We start from the raw sequence: 15,606 nt of genomic DNA on the forward strand, positions 1-15,606 counted from the left end.
TAAGCATGGGACTCGAAGAAAAGCTGCCGAGCGGATTCCTGCTGACCACCGTCGAGCAGGCCGCGGGCTGGGTGCGCAAGGCGTCCGTCTTCCCCGCGACATTCGGACTCGCCTGCTGCGCCATCGAGATGATGACGACCGGCGCCGGGCGCTACGACCTGGCCCGCTTCGGTATGGAGGTCTTCCGCGGGTCACCCCGCCAGGCCGACCTGATGATCGTGGCCGGCCGGGTGAGCCAGAAGATGGCGCCGGTGCTGCGGCAGGTCTATGACCAGATGCCCAACCCCAAGTGGGTCATCTCCATGGGGGTTTGTGCTTCATCGGGTGGAATGTTCAATAACTACGCCATTGTGCAGGGCGTCGACCACATCGTCCCGGTCGACATCTATTTGCCCGGATGCCCGCCGCGGCCCGAGATGCTGATGGACGCGATTCTCAAGCTCCACCAGAAGATCCAGAGCTCCAAGCTCGGCGTGAACGCCGAGGAGGCGGCCCGCGAGGCGGAGGAAGCGGCGCTCAAGGCGCTTCCCATGATCGAGATGAAGGGCCTGCTGCGGTGAGCGACGCGAACGGCAACGGGGTCAACCCCGAGAAGGACCTCGGCGCCTCCAACCTCCCCGGGCAGCGAGGCGACAAGGGTGAGGAGATCCGCGTCCAGCGCGGCATGTTCGGCGCCAACAACGGTGGCGACACCTCCGGCTACGGCGGCCTGGTCCGCTCGATCCGGCTCCCCGGCGCGGCCAACCGCCCCTACGGCGGCTGGTTCGACGAGGTGGCCGACGAACTGGAGGGCGCCCTGGAGGAACAGGGACTCGTCCCCGAGAACGTCATCGACAAGACGGTCGTCGACCGCGACGAGCTCACCTTCCACGTCGAACGCGAGTACCTCCTCCGCGTCGCCCAGACCCTGCGCGACGACCCGGCCCTCCGGTTCGAGCTGTGCACCGGCGTCTCCGGCGTGCACTACCTGCACGACAAGGGACGCGAGCTGCACGCCGTCTACCACCTGCGCTCGATCACCCACAACCGGCTGATCCGCCTGGAGGTCAGCGCCCCCGACGCGGACCCGCACGTTCCCTCGCTCGTCTCCGTCTATCCGACGAACGACTGGCACGAGCGCGAGACGTACGACTTCTTCGGGCTGATCTTCGACGGTCACCCGGCGCTGACGCGGATCATGATGCCGGACGACTGGCAAGGCTTCCCGCAGCGCAAGGACTACCCCCTCGGCGGCATCCCCGTCGAGTACAAGGGCGCCCAGATCCCGGCTCCGGACCAGCGGAGGTCGTACTCATGAGCACGCAGACCCCTTCCGGGGCATCAGCCGCTTCGGCCCGCGAGACGACCGAGGGCACCGTATATACGGTCACCGGCGGCGACTGGGACGAGATCGCCCAGTCCGCGGCGAAGTCCGACGACGAGCGCATCATCGTCAACATGGGCCCGCAGCACCCGTCCACCCACGGCGTGCTCCGGCTCATCCTGGAGATCGACGGCGAGACGGTCACCGAGGCCCGCTGCGGCATCGGCTACCTCCACACCGGCATCGAGAAGAACCTCGAATTCCGTACGTGGACCCAGGGCACCACGTTCGTGACGCGCATGGACTACCTGACGCCGTTCTTCAACGAGACGGCGTACTGCCTCGGCGTCGAGAAGCTCCTCGGCATCACGGACGAGATCCCCGACCGCGCCTCGATCATCCGCGTGCTCCTCATGGAGCTGAACCGACTCTCCTCCCATTTGGTGTGCATCGCCACCGGAGGCATGGAGCTGGGCGCCACCACGATCATGATCTACGGCTTCCGTGACCGTGAGCTCATTCTCGACATCTACGAGCTGATCACCGGCCTGCGGATGAACCACGCGTACATCCGCCCCGGCGGACTCGCCCAGGACCTGCCCCCGGGCGCCGTGGACCAGATCCGCGAGTTCGTGAAGAAGATGAAGAAGAACCTTCCCGAGTACGACAAGCTCGCCACCGGGAACCCCATCTTCAAGGCCCGTATGCAGGACGTCGGCTACCTCGACCTCGCCGGCTGCATGGCCCTCGGCGCCACCGGCCCGGTCCTGCGTTCGGCGGGCCTCCCGCACGACCTGCGCAAGTCCCAGCCGTACTGCGGCTACGAGACCTACGACTTCGAGGTCCCGACCGCCGACACCTGCGACTCCTACGGGCGCTTCCTGATCCGCCTGGAGGAGATGCGCCAGTCGCTGCGGATCGTCGAGCAGTGCCTGGACCGGCTCCAGCCCGGACCGGTCATGGTCGCCGACAAGAAGATCGCCTGGCCCGCCCAGCTCGCGCTCGGCCCCGACGGTCTCGGCAACTCGCTCGACCACATCAAGAAGATCATGGGCACCTCCATGGAGGCCCTGATCCACCACTTCAAGCTGGTGACCGAGGGCTTCCGCGTGCCGCCGGGACAGGCGTACGCGGCGGTCGAGTCGCCCAAGGGCGAGCTCGGGGTGCACGTCGTCTCCGACGGAGGCACCCGCCCCTACCGGGTCCACTTCCGCGACCCGTCCTTCACCAACCTGCAGGCCATGGCGGCGATGTGCGAAGGCGGCCAGGTCGCCGACGTCATCGTCGCCGTCGCGTCCATCGACCCCGTGATGGGAGGCGTCGACCGGTGACCACGACCCCCGAGGGCGTCAGCCTGGGCATGCCCCAACTGCCCGCGCCCGACTACCCGGCCGATGTCCGGGCCCGGCTCGAGGAGGACGCGCGCGAGATCATCGCCCGCTACCCCGACTCCCGCTCGGCGCTCCTTCCGTTGCTGCATCTCGTGCAGTCGCAGGAGGGCCATGTCACGCGCACGGGACAGCGGTTCTGTGCGGAGGTACTGGGTCTGACGACGGCCGAGGTCACCGCCGTCGCGACCTTCTACTCGATGTACCGGCGCAAGCCGAGCGGTGACTACCAGGTGGGTGTCTGTACCAACACCCTGTGTGCCGTCATGGGCGGCGACGCCATCTTCGAGGCCCTCCAGGACCACCTGGGCGTCGGCAACGGAGAGACCACCGGCGACGGCAAGGTCACGCTGGAGCACATCGAGTGCAACGCGGCCTGTGACTTCGCGCCGGTCGTGATGGTCAACTGGGAGTTCTTCGACAACCAGACCGTCGACTCGGCCAAGCACCTCGTCGACGAGCTGCGCGCGGGAGCCGACGTCGAGCCGACCCGCGGCGCCCGTCTGTGCACCTTCAAGGACACCGCCCGGATCCTGGCGGGCTTCCCCGATGAGCGCGAGGGCGCGGTGGACGGCGGCGGGAGCGCGGGCCACGCGTCACTGGTGGGGCTGCGCCTGGCCAAGGGCGAGAGCGGCCCAGCGCGCGTGGTGCATCCGCGTGGCGGAGGGGCACCGCAGAGCCAGCGGCCCGCCGAGCACCCGAGCTCGCACGACGCGCCGCAGGACACGTCGGCCTCCGACCCGTCCCACCCGGCGGGTCCTGTCGCAGAGGAGGGGGAGTGATGACCTTGGCAGCCGAGATCAACGAAACGAGTCCCGAGAAGCTGCTCGCACCCGTGCTGTCCGCCTTCTGGGACGAGGACAGGTCCTGGACGCTGGACGTCTACCGAAGGCACGAGGGGTACGAGGGCCTGCGCAAGGCACTCGCCATGTCACCGGACGACCTGATCGCGTACGTCAAGGACTCCGGACTGCGCGGCCGAGGCGGGGCGGGATTCCCCACGGGAATGAAATGGCAGTTCATTCCTCAGGGCGATGGCAAACCACACTATCTAGTTGTCAACGCCGACGAGTCGGAGCCGGGAACCTGCAAGGACATCCCGCTCCTCTTCGCGAACCCGCACAGCCTCATCGAGGGCATTGTGATCGCGTGTTATGCCATCCGGTCTTCGCATGCCTTCATCTATCTTCGCGGTGAAGTGGTCCCCGTATTGCGGCGGTTGCACGAGGCCGTACGTGAGGCCTACGCGGCGGGCTACCTCGGCGAGAACATCCTGGGCAGCGGACTCGACCTCCAGCTCACCGTGCACGCGGGCGCGGGCGCGTACATCTGCGGTGAAGAGACCGCACTGCTCGACTCGCTCGAAGGCCGCCGTGGACAACCGCGGCTCCGTCCCCCTTTCCCTGCTGTCGCGGGCCTCTATGCGTGCCCAACTGTTGTAAATAACGTCGAATCGATCGCGTCAGTTCCCGCCATTCTCCACAAAGGCAAGGAATGGTTCAGGTCGATGGGCAGCGAGAAGTCTCCGGGCTTCACGCTCTACTCGCTCAGCGGCCATGTCGCCAGTCCCGGCCAGTACGAGGCCCCGCTCGGCATCACGCTGCGCCAACTCCTGGACATGAGCGGCGGGATGCGCCCCGGTCACCGGCTGAAGTTCTGGACGCCGGGCGGCTCCTCGACCCCGATGTTCACCGACGAGCACCTCGACGTCCCTCTTGATTACGAAGGAGTGGGCGCCGCGGGTTCCATGCTCGGCACGAAAGCACTCCAGTGCTTCGACGAGACGACCTGTGTCGTACGCGCCGTCACCCGCTGGACCGAGTTCTACGCCCACGAGTCCTGCGGCAAATGCACGCCCTGCCGCGAAGGGACGTACTGGCTCGTGCAGTTGCTGCGCGACATCGAGGCCGGCAAGGGCGTGATGTCCGACCTCGACAAGCTCAACGACATCGCCGACAACATCAACGGCAAGTCCTTCTGCGCCCTCGGCGACGGTGCCGCCTCGCCGATCTTCTCCTCGCTCAAGTACTTCCGCGAGGAGTACGAGCAGCACATCACGGGCCGCGGCTGCCCCTTCGACCCGGCCAGGTCGACGGCCTGGGCGGACAAGCACACGGAGGTGAACGCATGACAGTGACCACCAGCGCTCCCTCCGGAGGCGGGGAAGCGGCGGTCCCCCCGGCGGATCTCGTCTCGCTGACGATCGACGGCGTCGAGATCAGCGTGCCCAAGGGCACCCTGGTCATCCGGGCCGCCGAAGAACTCGGCATCGAGATCCCCAGGTTCTGCGACCACCCGCTCCTCGACCCGGCCGGCGCCTGCCGCCAGTGCATCGTCGAGGTAGAGGGCCAGCGCAAGCCCATGGCGTCATGCACGATCACCTGTACGGACGGGATGGTCGTCAAGACGCATCTCACCTCGCCGGTGGCCGAGAAGGCGCAGCACGGGGTGATGGAGCTGCTGCTCATCAACCACCCGCTGGACTGCCCCGTCTGCGACAAGGGCGGCGAGTGCCCCCTGCAGAACCAGGCGATGTCGCACGGCAACGCCGAGTCCCGCTTCGAGGGCAGGAAGCGGACGTACGAGAAGCCGGTCCCGATCTCCACGCAGGTGCTGCTCGACCGCGAGCGGTGCGTGCTCTGCGCCCGCTGCACCCGCTTCTCCAACCAGATCGCGGGCGACCCCATGATCGAGCTGATCGAGCGGGGCGCGCTCCAGCAGGTCGGCACCGGTGACGGCGACCCGTTCGAGTCGTACTTCTCCGGGAACACGATCCAGATCTGCCCGGTGGGCGCGCTCACGTCGGCGGCGTATCGCTTCCGCTCGCGCCCCTTCGACCTCATCTCCTCGCACTCCGTGTGCGAGCACTGCTCCGGCGGCTGCGCGACGCGCACCGACCACCGGCGCGGCAAGGTGATGCGGCGCCTCGCGGCCCCGGACCCCGAGGTCAACGAGGAGTGGCTCTGCGACAAGGGGCGGTTCGGGTTCCGGTACGCGCAGCAGCGCGACCGTCTCGACACGCCCCTGGTGCGCAACGCCGAGGGCGTCCTGGAGCCCGCGTCCTGGCCGGAGGCCCTGGAGGCCGCGGCGCGGGGGCTGACGGCGGCCCGCGGCCGGGCCGGTGTCCTCACCGGCGGCCGGCTCACCGTCGAGGACGCCTACGCGTACAGCAAGTTCGCGCGCGTGGCCCTCGACACGAACGACATCGACTTCCGCGCGCGCGTGCACAGCTCCGAGGAGGCCGACTTCCTGGCCGCCCGGGTCGCCGGACGCGGACGGGACCTCGACGGCAGGGGCGTCACGTACACCTCCCTGGAGCAGGCGCCCGCCGTCCTGCTGGCGGGATTCGAGTCCGAGGAGGAGGCGCCCGGCGTCTTCCTGCGACTGCGCAAGGCATGGCGCGGGCACGGTCAGAAGACCTTCTCGCTCGCCACGCACGCCACACGCGGACTGGAGAAGGCGGGCGGCACGCTGTTGCCGGCCGCTCCCGGCACCGAGACCGAGTGGCTGGACGCGCTCGCGAGCGGCGTCGGCCTGGAGGGCGACGGAGCCAAGGCCGCCGAGGCGCTGCGCGCCGAGGGCGCGGTGATCGCCGTCGGTGAGCGGCTGGCCTCCGTGGCGGGCGGGCTCACCGCCGCCGTGCGGGCCGCCTCCGCCACCGGCGCCCACCTGGTGTGGATTCCGCGCCGGGCCGGGGAGCGCGGCGCGATCGAGGCGGGCGCGCTTCCGTCGCTGCTGCCGGGCGGGCGCCCGGCCACCGACCCGCGCGCGCGGGACGAGGTCGCGGCCGCCTGGGGCGTCTCCGAACTCCCGCACCGCTACGGCCGCGACACCGGCCAGATCGTGGAGGCGGCCGCCGGCGGAGAGCTGCGGGCGCTGGTGGTCGCGGGCGTGGAGGTCACCGACCTTCCCGACCCGGCACGCGCGCGTGTGGCCCTGTCCGAGGTGGGCTTCCTGGTGTCGCTCGAACTGCGGCCCAGTGAGGTCACCGAGCACGCGGACGTCGTCCTGCCGGTCGCCGCGGTCGCGGAGAAGGCCGGAAGCTTCCTCAACTGGGAAGGCCGGGTCCGCTCCTTCGAGGCGGCGCTCAAGCCCGACCAGATGACCCGGCGCCTGGCACCCGCCGACGCGCGCGTCCTTCAGATGCTGGCCGACGCCATGGACGTACACCTGGGGCTGCCGGATCTGCGCACCGCGCGCGGAGAGCTCGACCGGCTCGGCGCCTGGGACGGGCCGCACGCCACCGAACCCCTGGAGACCGGGGTGCAGTTGCCGCGTCCGGCCGCCGGTGAGGCCGTACTGGCCGGGCACCGGCTGCTGCTCGACCGAGGGCGCCTCCAGGAGGGCGACGACGCGCTCGCCGGGACCCGGCACGCCGCGCACGCGCGCGTGTCGGCCGCCACGGCCGCCGAGGCCGGGGTCAAGAACGGCGACGTCCTCGCCGTGAGCGGTCCCGCCGGAGTGGTCGAACTCCCGCTGCAGATCACCGAGATGCCCGACCGCGTGGTCTGGCTCCCGCTGAACTCGAGCGGAAAGGGCGTCGCCTCCGACACCGGGGCGCTGCCCGGCGCACTCGTCCGCATCGGTCCGGCGACCGTCGCCGCCGAGGCTCCCAAGGAGGTGGAGGCATGACGCCGTACCTCGCTGCTGAAGACCTCTCGATGTTCGGCCGTGACCCCTGGTGGCTGGTCGTCGTCAAGGCGGTGTTCTGCTTCGCCTTCCTGATGGTGACCGTGCTGTTCTCCATCGTGTGGGAGCGCAAGGTCGTCGCCTGGATGCAGCTGCGCATCGGTCCCAACCGGCACGGGCCCTGGGGGATGCTCCAGTCGCTCGCCGACGGCGTGAAGCTGATGCTCAAGGAAGACCTCATCGTCAAGCGCGCGGACAAGGTGGTCTACGTCCTCGCGCCGATCGTCGCGGCCATCCCGGCCTTCATGGCGATCGCGGTGATCCCCTTCGGGCCCGCGGACAACGAGATCTCGATCTTCGGCCAGCGCACCACGATGCAGCTCACCGACCTGCCGATCGCGATGCTGTACATCCTCGCGGTGGCCTCGGTGGGTATCTACGGGATCGTGCTCGCCGGCTGGAGTTCCGGATCCACCTACCCGCTGCTCGGCGGTCTGCGGTCCTGCGCGCAGATGATCTCGTACGAGATCGCCATGGGCGCCGCGTTCGCCTCGGTGTTCCTCTACTCCGGCTCGATGTCGACCTCGGTGATCGTCGAGCAGCAGCAGGACCGCTGGTTCATCGTCCTGCTGCCGGTGTCGTTCCTCATCTACATCATCACGATGGTCGGTGAGACCAACCGGGCCCCGTTCGACATGCCGGAGTCCGAGGGTGACCTGGTCGGCGGCTTCAACACCGAGTACTCGTCGATCAAGTTCGCGCTGTTCATGCTCGCCGAGTACGTGAACATGGTGACGGTCTCGGCCGTGTCGACGACGCTCTTCCTGGGCGGCTGGCGGGCCCCGTGGCCGATCAGCACCTTCTGGGAGGGCGCCAACCACGGCTGGTGGCCGATGCTCTGGTTCGTGGTGAAGGTGCAGCTGCTGCTGTTCTTCTTCATCTGGCTGCGCGGCACGCTGCCGCGCGTGCGCTACGACCAGTTGATGAAGCTGGGCTGGAAGGTCCTCATCCCGGTCTCCGTGGTGTGGCTGATGCTCGTCGCGACGGTACGGACGCTGCGGAACGAGAACTACGACTTCGCGGACATCGCCCTGTACGTCGGCGGAGGCGTCCTCGTCCTGTTGCTGCTGTCGTTCGCGGCGGACATCTTCCGCGACAAGCAGGGGGCTCAGGAAGCGCCCGCCGAGCCGGCCGCCTTCGACCCGATGGCCGGTGGATTCCCCGTGCCCCCGCTGCCCGGCCAGGAGCTGCCGCCGGTGCCCCGGCGTCGCCCGCGCCGTGAGCGGGAGTTGATTGTCAGTGGCGGGTCCGATACTGCGAGTGACGGACCGACTGCCGGATCTCGTGACGGAAAGGAGGGGTCCGATGGCTGAGGAGCCGAAGGAGACCAAACCCGGTTTCCAGAACCCGGTCGCCGGTTTCGGCGTGACCTTCAAGGCCATGTTCAAGAAGCGGCTGACCGAGCAGTACCCGGAGCAGCAGAAGACCACCGCGCCGCGGTTCCACGGCCGGCACCAGCTCAACCGTCATCCGGACGGCCTGGAGAAGTGCATCGGCTGTGAGCTGTGCGCCTGGGCCTGCCCCGCGGACGCCATCTATGTGGAGGGCGCGGAGAACACCGAGGAGGAGCGCTACTCCCCGGGCGAGCGGTACGGCCGCGTCTACCAGATCAACTACGCCCGCTGCATCCTGTGCGGCCTGTGTATCGAGGCGTGCCCCACGCGCGCGTTGACGATGACGAACGAGTTCGAGCTCGCCGACAGCAGCCGCGCCAACCTGATCTACACCAAGGAGCAGCTGCTCGCCGGACTCGAGGAAGGCATGGTCGAGTCACCGCACTCGATCTTCCCGGGCACGGACGAGCAGGACTACTACCAGGGTCTGGTGACGGAGGCGGCGCCCGGCACGGAGCGCCAGGTGGCGGTCTCCAAGGGCGAGTTGCATCCCTCGGCGAGCCCGTCGGGCCCGGCTGCCGGAGAGGAGGCGGGGGCATGACCGACCTGGCCGCTTACTCCACCTCCACCGGAGAGGCCTTCCAGTTCTGGGTCCTCGGTACCGTCGCGGTGATCGGCGCCCTGTGTACCGTCTTCATGAGGAAGGCCGTGCACAGCGCGCTGTGCCTCGCCGGAACCATGATCATCCTGGCGGTGTTCTACCTCGCCAACGGCGCGTACTTCCTGGGCATCGTCCAGATCGTCGTCTACACCGGCGCGATCATGATGCTCTTCCTCTTCGTCGTCATGCTCGTCGGTGTCACCGCGGCGGACTCGCTGAAGGAGACCATCAAGGGGCAGCGCTGGCTGGCCCTGGTCTGCGGACTGGGCTTCGGGGTCCTGCTGTTCGCCGGGATCGGCAACGCGTCGATCAAGGACTTCAACGGCCTGGCCAAGGCGAACGCGAACGGCAACGTGGAGGGCCTCGCCGCCCTCATCTTCACGAAGTACGTGTTCGCCTTCGAGATCACCGGCGCCCTGCTCATCACGGCCGCCGTCGGCGCCATGGTGCTGACGCACCGCGAGCGCACCGAGCGCGCCATGACCCAGCGTGAGATGTCCGAGCAGCGCGTGCGCGAGGGCAAGCACGTACCGCCGCTGCCGGCACCGGGTGTCTACGCCCGGCACAACGCGGTGGACATCGCGGGCCTGCTCCCCGACGGCACTCCGTCCGAGCTGACCGTCAGCAAGACGCTGCGCGACCGCGGCCAGATCCGTGACGTGTCGGCCGACGCGCTGAGCGATCTGAAGGCGCTGGAGCAGCGTGCCGAAGAGCGCCTGGAGCGCACGAAGACGGAGGAGGCGTCCAAGTGAACCCGGTCAACTACCTCTATCTCGCCGCTCTGTTGTTCACGATCGGCGCCACCGGTGTGCTGATCAGGCGGAACGCGATCGTGGTGTTCATGTGCATCGAGCTCATGCTCAACGCCTGCAATCTCGCCTTCGTCGCCTTCTCCCGTATGCACGGCAATCTCGACGGCCAGATCATCGCCTTCTTCACGATGGTCGTCGCCGCCGCGGAGGTCGTGGTCGGGCTCGCGATCATCGTGTCGCTGTTCCGTTCCCGCCACTCGGCCTCGGTCGACGACGCCAGCCTGATGAAGCTGTAAGGGGTCGCTGAATCGTGGAGAACCTGATTGCGCTGCTGGTAGCGGCGCCTCTGCTCGGAGCGGTCGTACTGCTGCTCGGCGGACGGCGGCTGGATGCCGTCGGCCAGTGGATCGGCACCGCCTTCGCGGCCGCCTCCTTCGTGATCGCCGCCGTGCTCTTCGCCGGCATGCTGGGGAAGAGCCCCGAGGACCGGACCCTCACACAGCATCTGTACAGCTGGATCGCCGTCGGGGACTTCCGTGCCGACGTCGGCTTCCAGCTCGACCAGCTGTCGATGACGTTCGTCCTGCTGATCACCGGCGTCGGCTCGCTGATCCACCTGTACTCGATCGGGTACATGGAGCACGACGAGCGCCGCCGCCGCTTCTTCGGTTACCTGAATCTGTTCCTGGCGGCGATGCTGCTGCTCGTCCTCGCCGACAACTACCTGCTGCTGTACGTCGGCTGGGAGGGCGTCGGTCTCGCCTCGTACCTGCTGATCGGCTTCTGGCAGCACAAGCCCAGCGCCGCCACCGCCGCCAAGAAGGCCTTCCTGGTCAACCGCGTCGGCGACATCGGCCTGTCCATCGCCATCATGCTGATGTTCACGACCTTCGGGACCTTCGCCTTCGGCCCGGTGCTCGGCACCGAGGAGCACCCCGGTCTGGTCGGGGACGCCACCGAGGGCAAGCTCACCGCCGTCGCCCTGATGCTGCTGCTCGCCGCCTGCGGCAAGTCCGCCCAGGTGCCGCTGCAGTCCTGGCTCGGGGACGCGATGGAGGGCCCGACCCCGGTCTCGGCCCTCATCCACGCCGCCACCATGGTGACCGCGGGTGTGTATCTGATCGTGCGGTCGGCGGCCGTCTTCAACGGAGCGCCCGACGCGCAGCTCGTCGTCACCGTCGTCGGCGCCGTCACGCTCCTGTTCGGTGCGATCGTCGGTTGCGCGAAGGACGACATCAAGAAGGCGCTCGCCGGCTCGACCATGTCGCAGATCGGCTACATGGTGCTGGCGGCGGGCCTCGGCCCCATCGGCTACGTCTGGGCGATCATGCACCTGGTGACGCACGGCTTCTTCAAGGCCGGGCTCTTCCTCGGCGCCGGCTCGGTCATGCACGGCATGAACGACGAGGTCGACATGAGGAAGTTCGGCGGCCTCAGGAAGTACATGCCGATCACGTTCGTGACCTTCGGCCTCGGCTATCTCGCGATCATCGGCTTCCCGGGCCTGTCCGGCTTCTTCTCCAAGGACAAGATCATCGAGGCCGCCTTCGCCAAGGGCGGCACCGAGGGCTGGATCCTCGGCAGCGTGGCCCTGCTGGGCGCGGCGATCACCGCGTTCTACATGACACGCGTGATGATCATGACCTTCTTCGGGGAGAAGCGCTGGCAGCCCGACGCGGACGGCCACGAGCCGCACCCGCACGAGTCGCCCAGGTCCATGACGATCCCGATGATCGTGCTGGCCTTCGGGTCGGTCTTCGCGGGCGCCTACTTCAGCATCGGCGACCGCTTCCTGCACTGGCTGGAGCCGGTCACCGGGCACTCCGAGGGCGACTCGCCCGTCAGCGCCCTCACGGTCACCCTGGCCACCATGGTGCTGCTCGTCGTCGGCGCCGGCATCGCCTACCTCCAGTACGGTCGTAGCTCCGTCCCGGTCGTCGCCCCGCGAGGCTCCCTGCTCACCCGGGCGGCCCGACGCGACCTGTACCAGGACGACTTCAACCATGTCGTCCTGGTGCGCGGCGGCGAGCACCTCACGCGCTCTCTGGTGTACGTCGACCACACCCTGGTCGACGGAGTCGTCAACGGGACGGCGGCCTCGGTCGGCGGCCTCTCCGGGCGGCTGCGCAAGCTGCAGAACGGCTATGCGCGCAGTTACGCGGTCTCGATGTTCGGCGGTGCGGCGATCCTCGTCGCCGCGACCCTGCTGATGAGGGCGGTCTGATACCGATGTCCTTTCCTCTGCTGACAGCGACGGCGGCGCTCCCGGCCCTCGGGGCGATCGCCACGGCCGCCGTGCCGGCCGCGCGGCGCGTCGCCGCCAAGTGGCTTGCGCTGCTCGTCTCCCTCGGCACCCTGGTGTTCGCCGTGATCACCTTGGTGCGTTTCGACCCCGGCGGTGACCGCTACCAGCTCACCGAGTCCCACGCCTGGATCGCGGACTTCGGGGTGCGCTACCAACTGGGTGTGGACGGCATCGGCGTGGCGCTCGTCGCGCTCACCGCGCTGCTGATGCCGTTCGTGATCCTGGCGGGCTGGCACGACGCCGACCCGCACGAGACCGGCAACAAGCGGTGGCGGCCGACGCAGGGCTTCTTCGCCCTGATCCTGGCCGTCGAGGCGATGGTGATCATCTCCTTCGAGGCCACCGACGTCTTCCTCTTCTACATCTTCTTCGAAGCGATGCTCATCCCGATGTACTTCCTCATCGGCGGCTTCGGGGACAAGGCCCACGAGCACGGCGACGAGGTGGCGGCGACGCAACGCTCGTACGCCGCGGTGAAGTTCCTCCTCTACAACCTGGTCGGCGGCCTGATCATGCTGGCCGCCGTGATCGGCCTCTACGTGGTGGCCGGTAACTTCTCGCTCCAGGAGATCGTCCAGGCCCGGGCCAACGGGTCGCTGCACATGGCGACCAGCACCGAACGGTGGCTCTTCCTCGGCTTCTTCTTCGCCTTCGCGGTGAAGGCGCCCCTGTGGCCGCTGCACACCTGGCTGCCCAACGCCATGGGTGAGGCCACCGCGCCGGTGGCCGTGCTGATCACGGCGGTCGTCGACAAGGTCGGCACCTTCGCGATGCTCCGCTTCTGCCTCCAGCTCTTCCCGGAGGCGAGCAAGTGGGCGACGCCCGTGATCCTCGTGCTGGCGCTGATCAGCATCATCTACGGGGCGCTGCTCGCGGTCGGACAGCGGGACATCAAGCGCCTGGTCGCCTACGCGTCGATCTCGCACTTCGGGTTCATCATCCTGGGCATCTTCGCGATGACCAGTCAGGGCCAGTCGGGCGCGACGCTCTACATGGTCAACCACGGGATCTCGACCGCCGCCCTGATGCTGGTGGCGGGCTTCCTGATCTCGCGGCGCGGCTCGCGTCTGATCGCCGACTACGGAGGCGTGCAGAAGGTCGCCCCGGTGCTCGCGGGCACCTTCCTGATCGGCGGTCTCGCGACCCTCTCGCTCCCCGGTCTCGCGCCCTTCGTGAGTGAATTCCTGGTCCTGGTGGGCACGTTCACGCGCTACCCGGCCGTCGGCATCATCGCCACCTTCGGCATCGTGCTCGCCGCGCTCTACACCCTCGTCCTCTACCAGCGGACGATGACGGGCCCGGTCAAGGCGGAGGTGGCCGAGATGCCGGACCTCAGGGTGCGTGAGCTCCTGGTGGTCGCCCCGCTGATCGCTCTGCTGATCTTCCTGGGCGTCTATCCGAAGCCGCTCACCGACATCGTCAACCCGGCGGTACAGCAGACCATGTCAGATGTACACAAGACGGACCCCCAGCCCGAGGTGGAGGCGGCCAAGTGAGCGCATCAGCCGTCCACAGCCTGTGGACAACGGCGGCAACCGCGGCCGAGCCGATCTCCAAGATCGACGCACCGAAGATCGAATATGGGCAATTGTCGCCCACCTTGATCGTCATCGGTGCGGCGATCGTCGGGGTGCTGGTCGAGGCCTTCGTTCCGCGCAAGTCGCGTTACTACACGCAGGTGTTCGTCGCCGTCGTCGCACTCGCCGCTGCCTTCGCCGCGGTCGTCGCGCTCGCGGCGGGCGGATACGGCACCACGAAGGCGCACATCGCGGCGATGGGCGCGATCGCCGTCGACGGACCGTCCCTGTTCCTGCAAGGCACGATCCTGCTGGCCGGCATCCTCGGCGTCTTCACCTTCGCCGAGCGACGCCTCGACCCGGAGGCACACGGAAACCGGGTCGACTCCTTCGCCGCTCAGGCCGCCTCGGTGCCCGGCAGCGACAGCGAGAAGGCCGCCGTGAAGGCCGGGTTCACCACCACCGAGGTGTTCCCGCTGCTGCTCTTCGCGATCAGCGGCATGCTGGTCTTCCCGTCGGCCAACGACCTGCTGACGCTGTTCATCGCGCTGGAGGTCTTCTCCCTCCCGCTGTACCTCCTGTGCGCCGTGGCCCGCCGCAAGCGGCTCATGTCACAGGAGGCGGCGGTCAAGTACTTCCTGCTCGGTGCCTTCGCCTCCGCGTTCACGCTCTTCGGCATCGCCCTGCTGTACGGCTACGCGGGCTCGGTGTCGTACGCGACGATCGCGCACGTCGTCGACGGCACGGTCACGAACGTGGACCCGGCGCTCGCCGGCACCATGGGCAACGACGTACTGCTGCTCATCGGCACCGCCCTGGTCGTCATGGGCCTGCTCTTCAAGGTCGGCGCGGTGCCCTTCCACATGTGGACACCGGACGTCTACCAGGGAGCACCGACCCCGGTCACCGGCTTCATGGCGGCGGCGACGAAGGTGGCCGCGTTCGGCGCGCTGCTGCGCCTGCTGTACGTCGTCCTGCCGGGCCTGCGCTGGGACTGGCGGCCGGTCATGTGGGCCGTGGCGGTCGTCACCATGCTGGGCGGCGCGATCGTCGCGATCACCCAGACCGACATCAAACGGCTCCTGGCGTACTCGTCGATCGCCCACGCCGGATTCATCCTCGCGGGTGTCATCGCGACCTCGCCGGACGGCGTCTCGTCGGTGCTCTTCTACCTGGGCGCGTATTCCTTCGTCACGATCGGCGCCTTCGCCGTCGTCACGCTCGTACGGGACGCGGGCGGCGAGGCCACGCACCTGTCCAAGTGGGCAGGTCTCGGACGCAGGTCCCCGCTGGTGGCCGCGGTGTTCGCGATCTTCCTTCTGGCCTTCGCGGGTATCCCGCTGACCTCGGGCTTCTCCGGAAAGTTCGCCGTGTTCAAGGCGGCGGCCGAGGGCGGCGCGGGCGCTCTGGTCGTGGTCGGTGTGATCTCGTCGGCCATCGCGGCGTTCTTCTACATCCGCGTGATCGTGCTCATGTTCTTCAGTGAGCCGAAGCCCGAGGGGCCGACGGTCGCCGTGCCGTCGCCCCTGACCATGACGGCCATCGCCGTGGGCGTGGCGGTCACTCTGGTGCTGGGTGTGGCGCCGCAGTACTTCCTCGACCTGGCGGGTCAGGCCGGGGTCTTCGTGCGCTGAGCAGGGCCTTGCGCGGCTCGGGC

13 protein-coding genes are annotated in these 15,606 nt (G+C 68.5%); all 13 read left to right on the forward strand.

Annotated features, from left to right (window positions below; all coding sequences use genetic code 11):
* Positions 1 to 5: 5 nt before the first annotated feature.
* From OG788_RS26395 to nuoN, 13 genes are read left to right on the forward strand one after another with little or no spacing between them, the layout of a single operon-like run.
* Entirely contained in the window at positions 6 to 560 is a 555-nt protein-coding gene (locus OG788_RS26395; RefSeq protein ID WP_356753452.1) for an NADH-quinone oxidoreductase subunit B family protein, read from the forward strand.
* Entirely contained in the window at positions 557 to 1,297 is a 741-nt protein-coding gene (locus OG788_RS26400; RefSeq protein ID WP_266761564.1) for an NADH-quinone oxidoreductase subunit C, read from the forward strand. The genes OG788_RS26395 and OG788_RS26400 overlap by 4 nt, the downstream gene beginning before the upstream one ends.
* Positions 1,294 to 2,634, forward strand: a complete 1,341-nt coding sequence (locus OG788_RS26405) for an NADH-quinone oxidoreductase subunit D (protein WP_351550062.1) — start codon at positions 1,294 to 1,296, stop codon at positions 2,632 to 2,634. Before OG788_RS26400 ends, OG788_RS26405 begins: the two co-directional genes overlap by 4 nt.
* Positions 2,631 to 3,473 carry an NADH-quinone oxidoreductase subunit NuoE gene (gene nuoE / locus OG788_RS26410; protein WP_406373888.1) on the forward strand — a complete coding sequence of 281 codons (843 nt, stop codon included), beginning with the start codon at positions 2,631 to 2,633 and terminating at the stop codon, positions 3,471 to 3,473. The genes OG788_RS26405 and nuoE overlap by 4 nt, the downstream gene beginning before the upstream one ends.
* On the forward strand, positions 3,470 to 4,822 hold the full coding sequence (nuoF, locus tag OG788_RS26415) for an NADH-quinone oxidoreductase subunit NuoF (protein WP_351550067.1): 1,353 nt from the start codon (positions 3,470 to 3,472) through the stop codon (positions 4,820 to 4,822). Before nuoE ends, nuoF begins: the two co-directional genes overlap by 4 nt.
* Positions 4,819 to 7,323, forward strand: a complete 2,505-nt coding sequence (locus OG788_RS26420; protein ID WP_406373890.1) for an NADH-quinone oxidoreductase subunit G — start codon at positions 4,819 to 4,821, stop codon at positions 7,321 to 7,323. Before nuoF ends, OG788_RS26420 begins: the two co-directional genes overlap by 4 nt.
* Positions 7,320 to 8,693: an NADH-quinone oxidoreductase subunit NuoH gene (gene nuoH / locus OG788_RS26425; RefSeq protein ID WP_406373891.1), complete on the forward strand. Its 1,374-nt coding sequence runs from the start codon at positions 7,320 to 7,322 to the stop codon at positions 8,691 to 8,693. The genes OG788_RS26420 and nuoH overlap by 4 nt, the downstream gene beginning before the upstream one ends.
* Positions 8,686 to 9,315 carry an NADH-quinone oxidoreductase subunit NuoI gene (nuoI, locus tag OG788_RS26430; RefSeq protein ID WP_406373893.1) on the forward strand — a complete coding sequence of 210 codons (630 nt, stop codon included), beginning with the start codon at positions 8,686 to 8,688 and terminating at the stop codon, positions 9,313 to 9,315. The genes nuoH and nuoI overlap by 8 nt, the downstream gene beginning before the upstream one ends.
* Positions 9,312 to 10,127 carry an NADH-quinone oxidoreductase subunit J gene (locus tag OG788_RS26435; RefSeq protein WP_406373895.1) on the forward strand — a complete coding sequence of 272 codons (816 nt, stop codon included), beginning with the start codon at positions 9,312 to 9,314 and terminating at the stop codon, positions 10,125 to 10,127. Before nuoI ends, OG788_RS26435 begins: the two co-directional genes overlap by 4 nt.
* Positions 10,124 to 10,423: an NADH-quinone oxidoreductase subunit NuoK gene (gene nuoK / locus OG788_RS26440; protein ID WP_003974374.1), complete on the forward strand. Its 300-nt coding sequence runs from the start codon at positions 10,124 to 10,126 to the stop codon at positions 10,421 to 10,423. The genes OG788_RS26435 and nuoK overlap by 4 nt, the downstream gene beginning before the upstream one ends.
* Positions 10,424 to 10,437: 14 nt before the next feature.
* Positions 10,438 to 12,351 carry an NADH-quinone oxidoreductase subunit L gene (gene nuoL / locus OG788_RS26445; RefSeq protein WP_406373897.1) on the forward strand — a complete coding sequence of 638 codons (1,914 nt, stop codon included), beginning with the start codon at positions 10,438 to 10,440 and terminating at the stop codon, positions 12,349 to 12,351.
* A gap of 5 nt (positions 12,352 to 12,356) precedes the next feature.
* Positions 12,357 to 13,928, forward strand: a complete 1,572-nt coding sequence (locus OG788_RS26450) for an NADH-quinone oxidoreductase subunit M (RefSeq protein WP_351550094.1) — start codon at positions 12,357 to 12,359, stop codon at positions 13,926 to 13,928.
* On the forward strand, positions 13,925 to 15,583 hold the full coding sequence (gene nuoN, locus OG788_RS26455; RefSeq protein ID WP_406373899.1) for an NADH-quinone oxidoreductase subunit NuoN: 1,659 nt from the start codon (positions 13,925 to 13,927) through the stop codon (positions 15,581 to 15,583). The genes OG788_RS26450 and nuoN overlap by 4 nt, the downstream gene beginning before the upstream one ends.
* Positions 15,584 to 15,606 lie beyond the last annotated feature (23 nt).

Origin of the sequence: Streptomyces sp. NBC_00647, from assembly GCF_045207245.1 — a bacterium.
Taxonomy (GTDB): Bacteria; Actinomycetota; Actinomycetes; order Streptomycetales; family Streptomycetaceae; genus Streptomyces.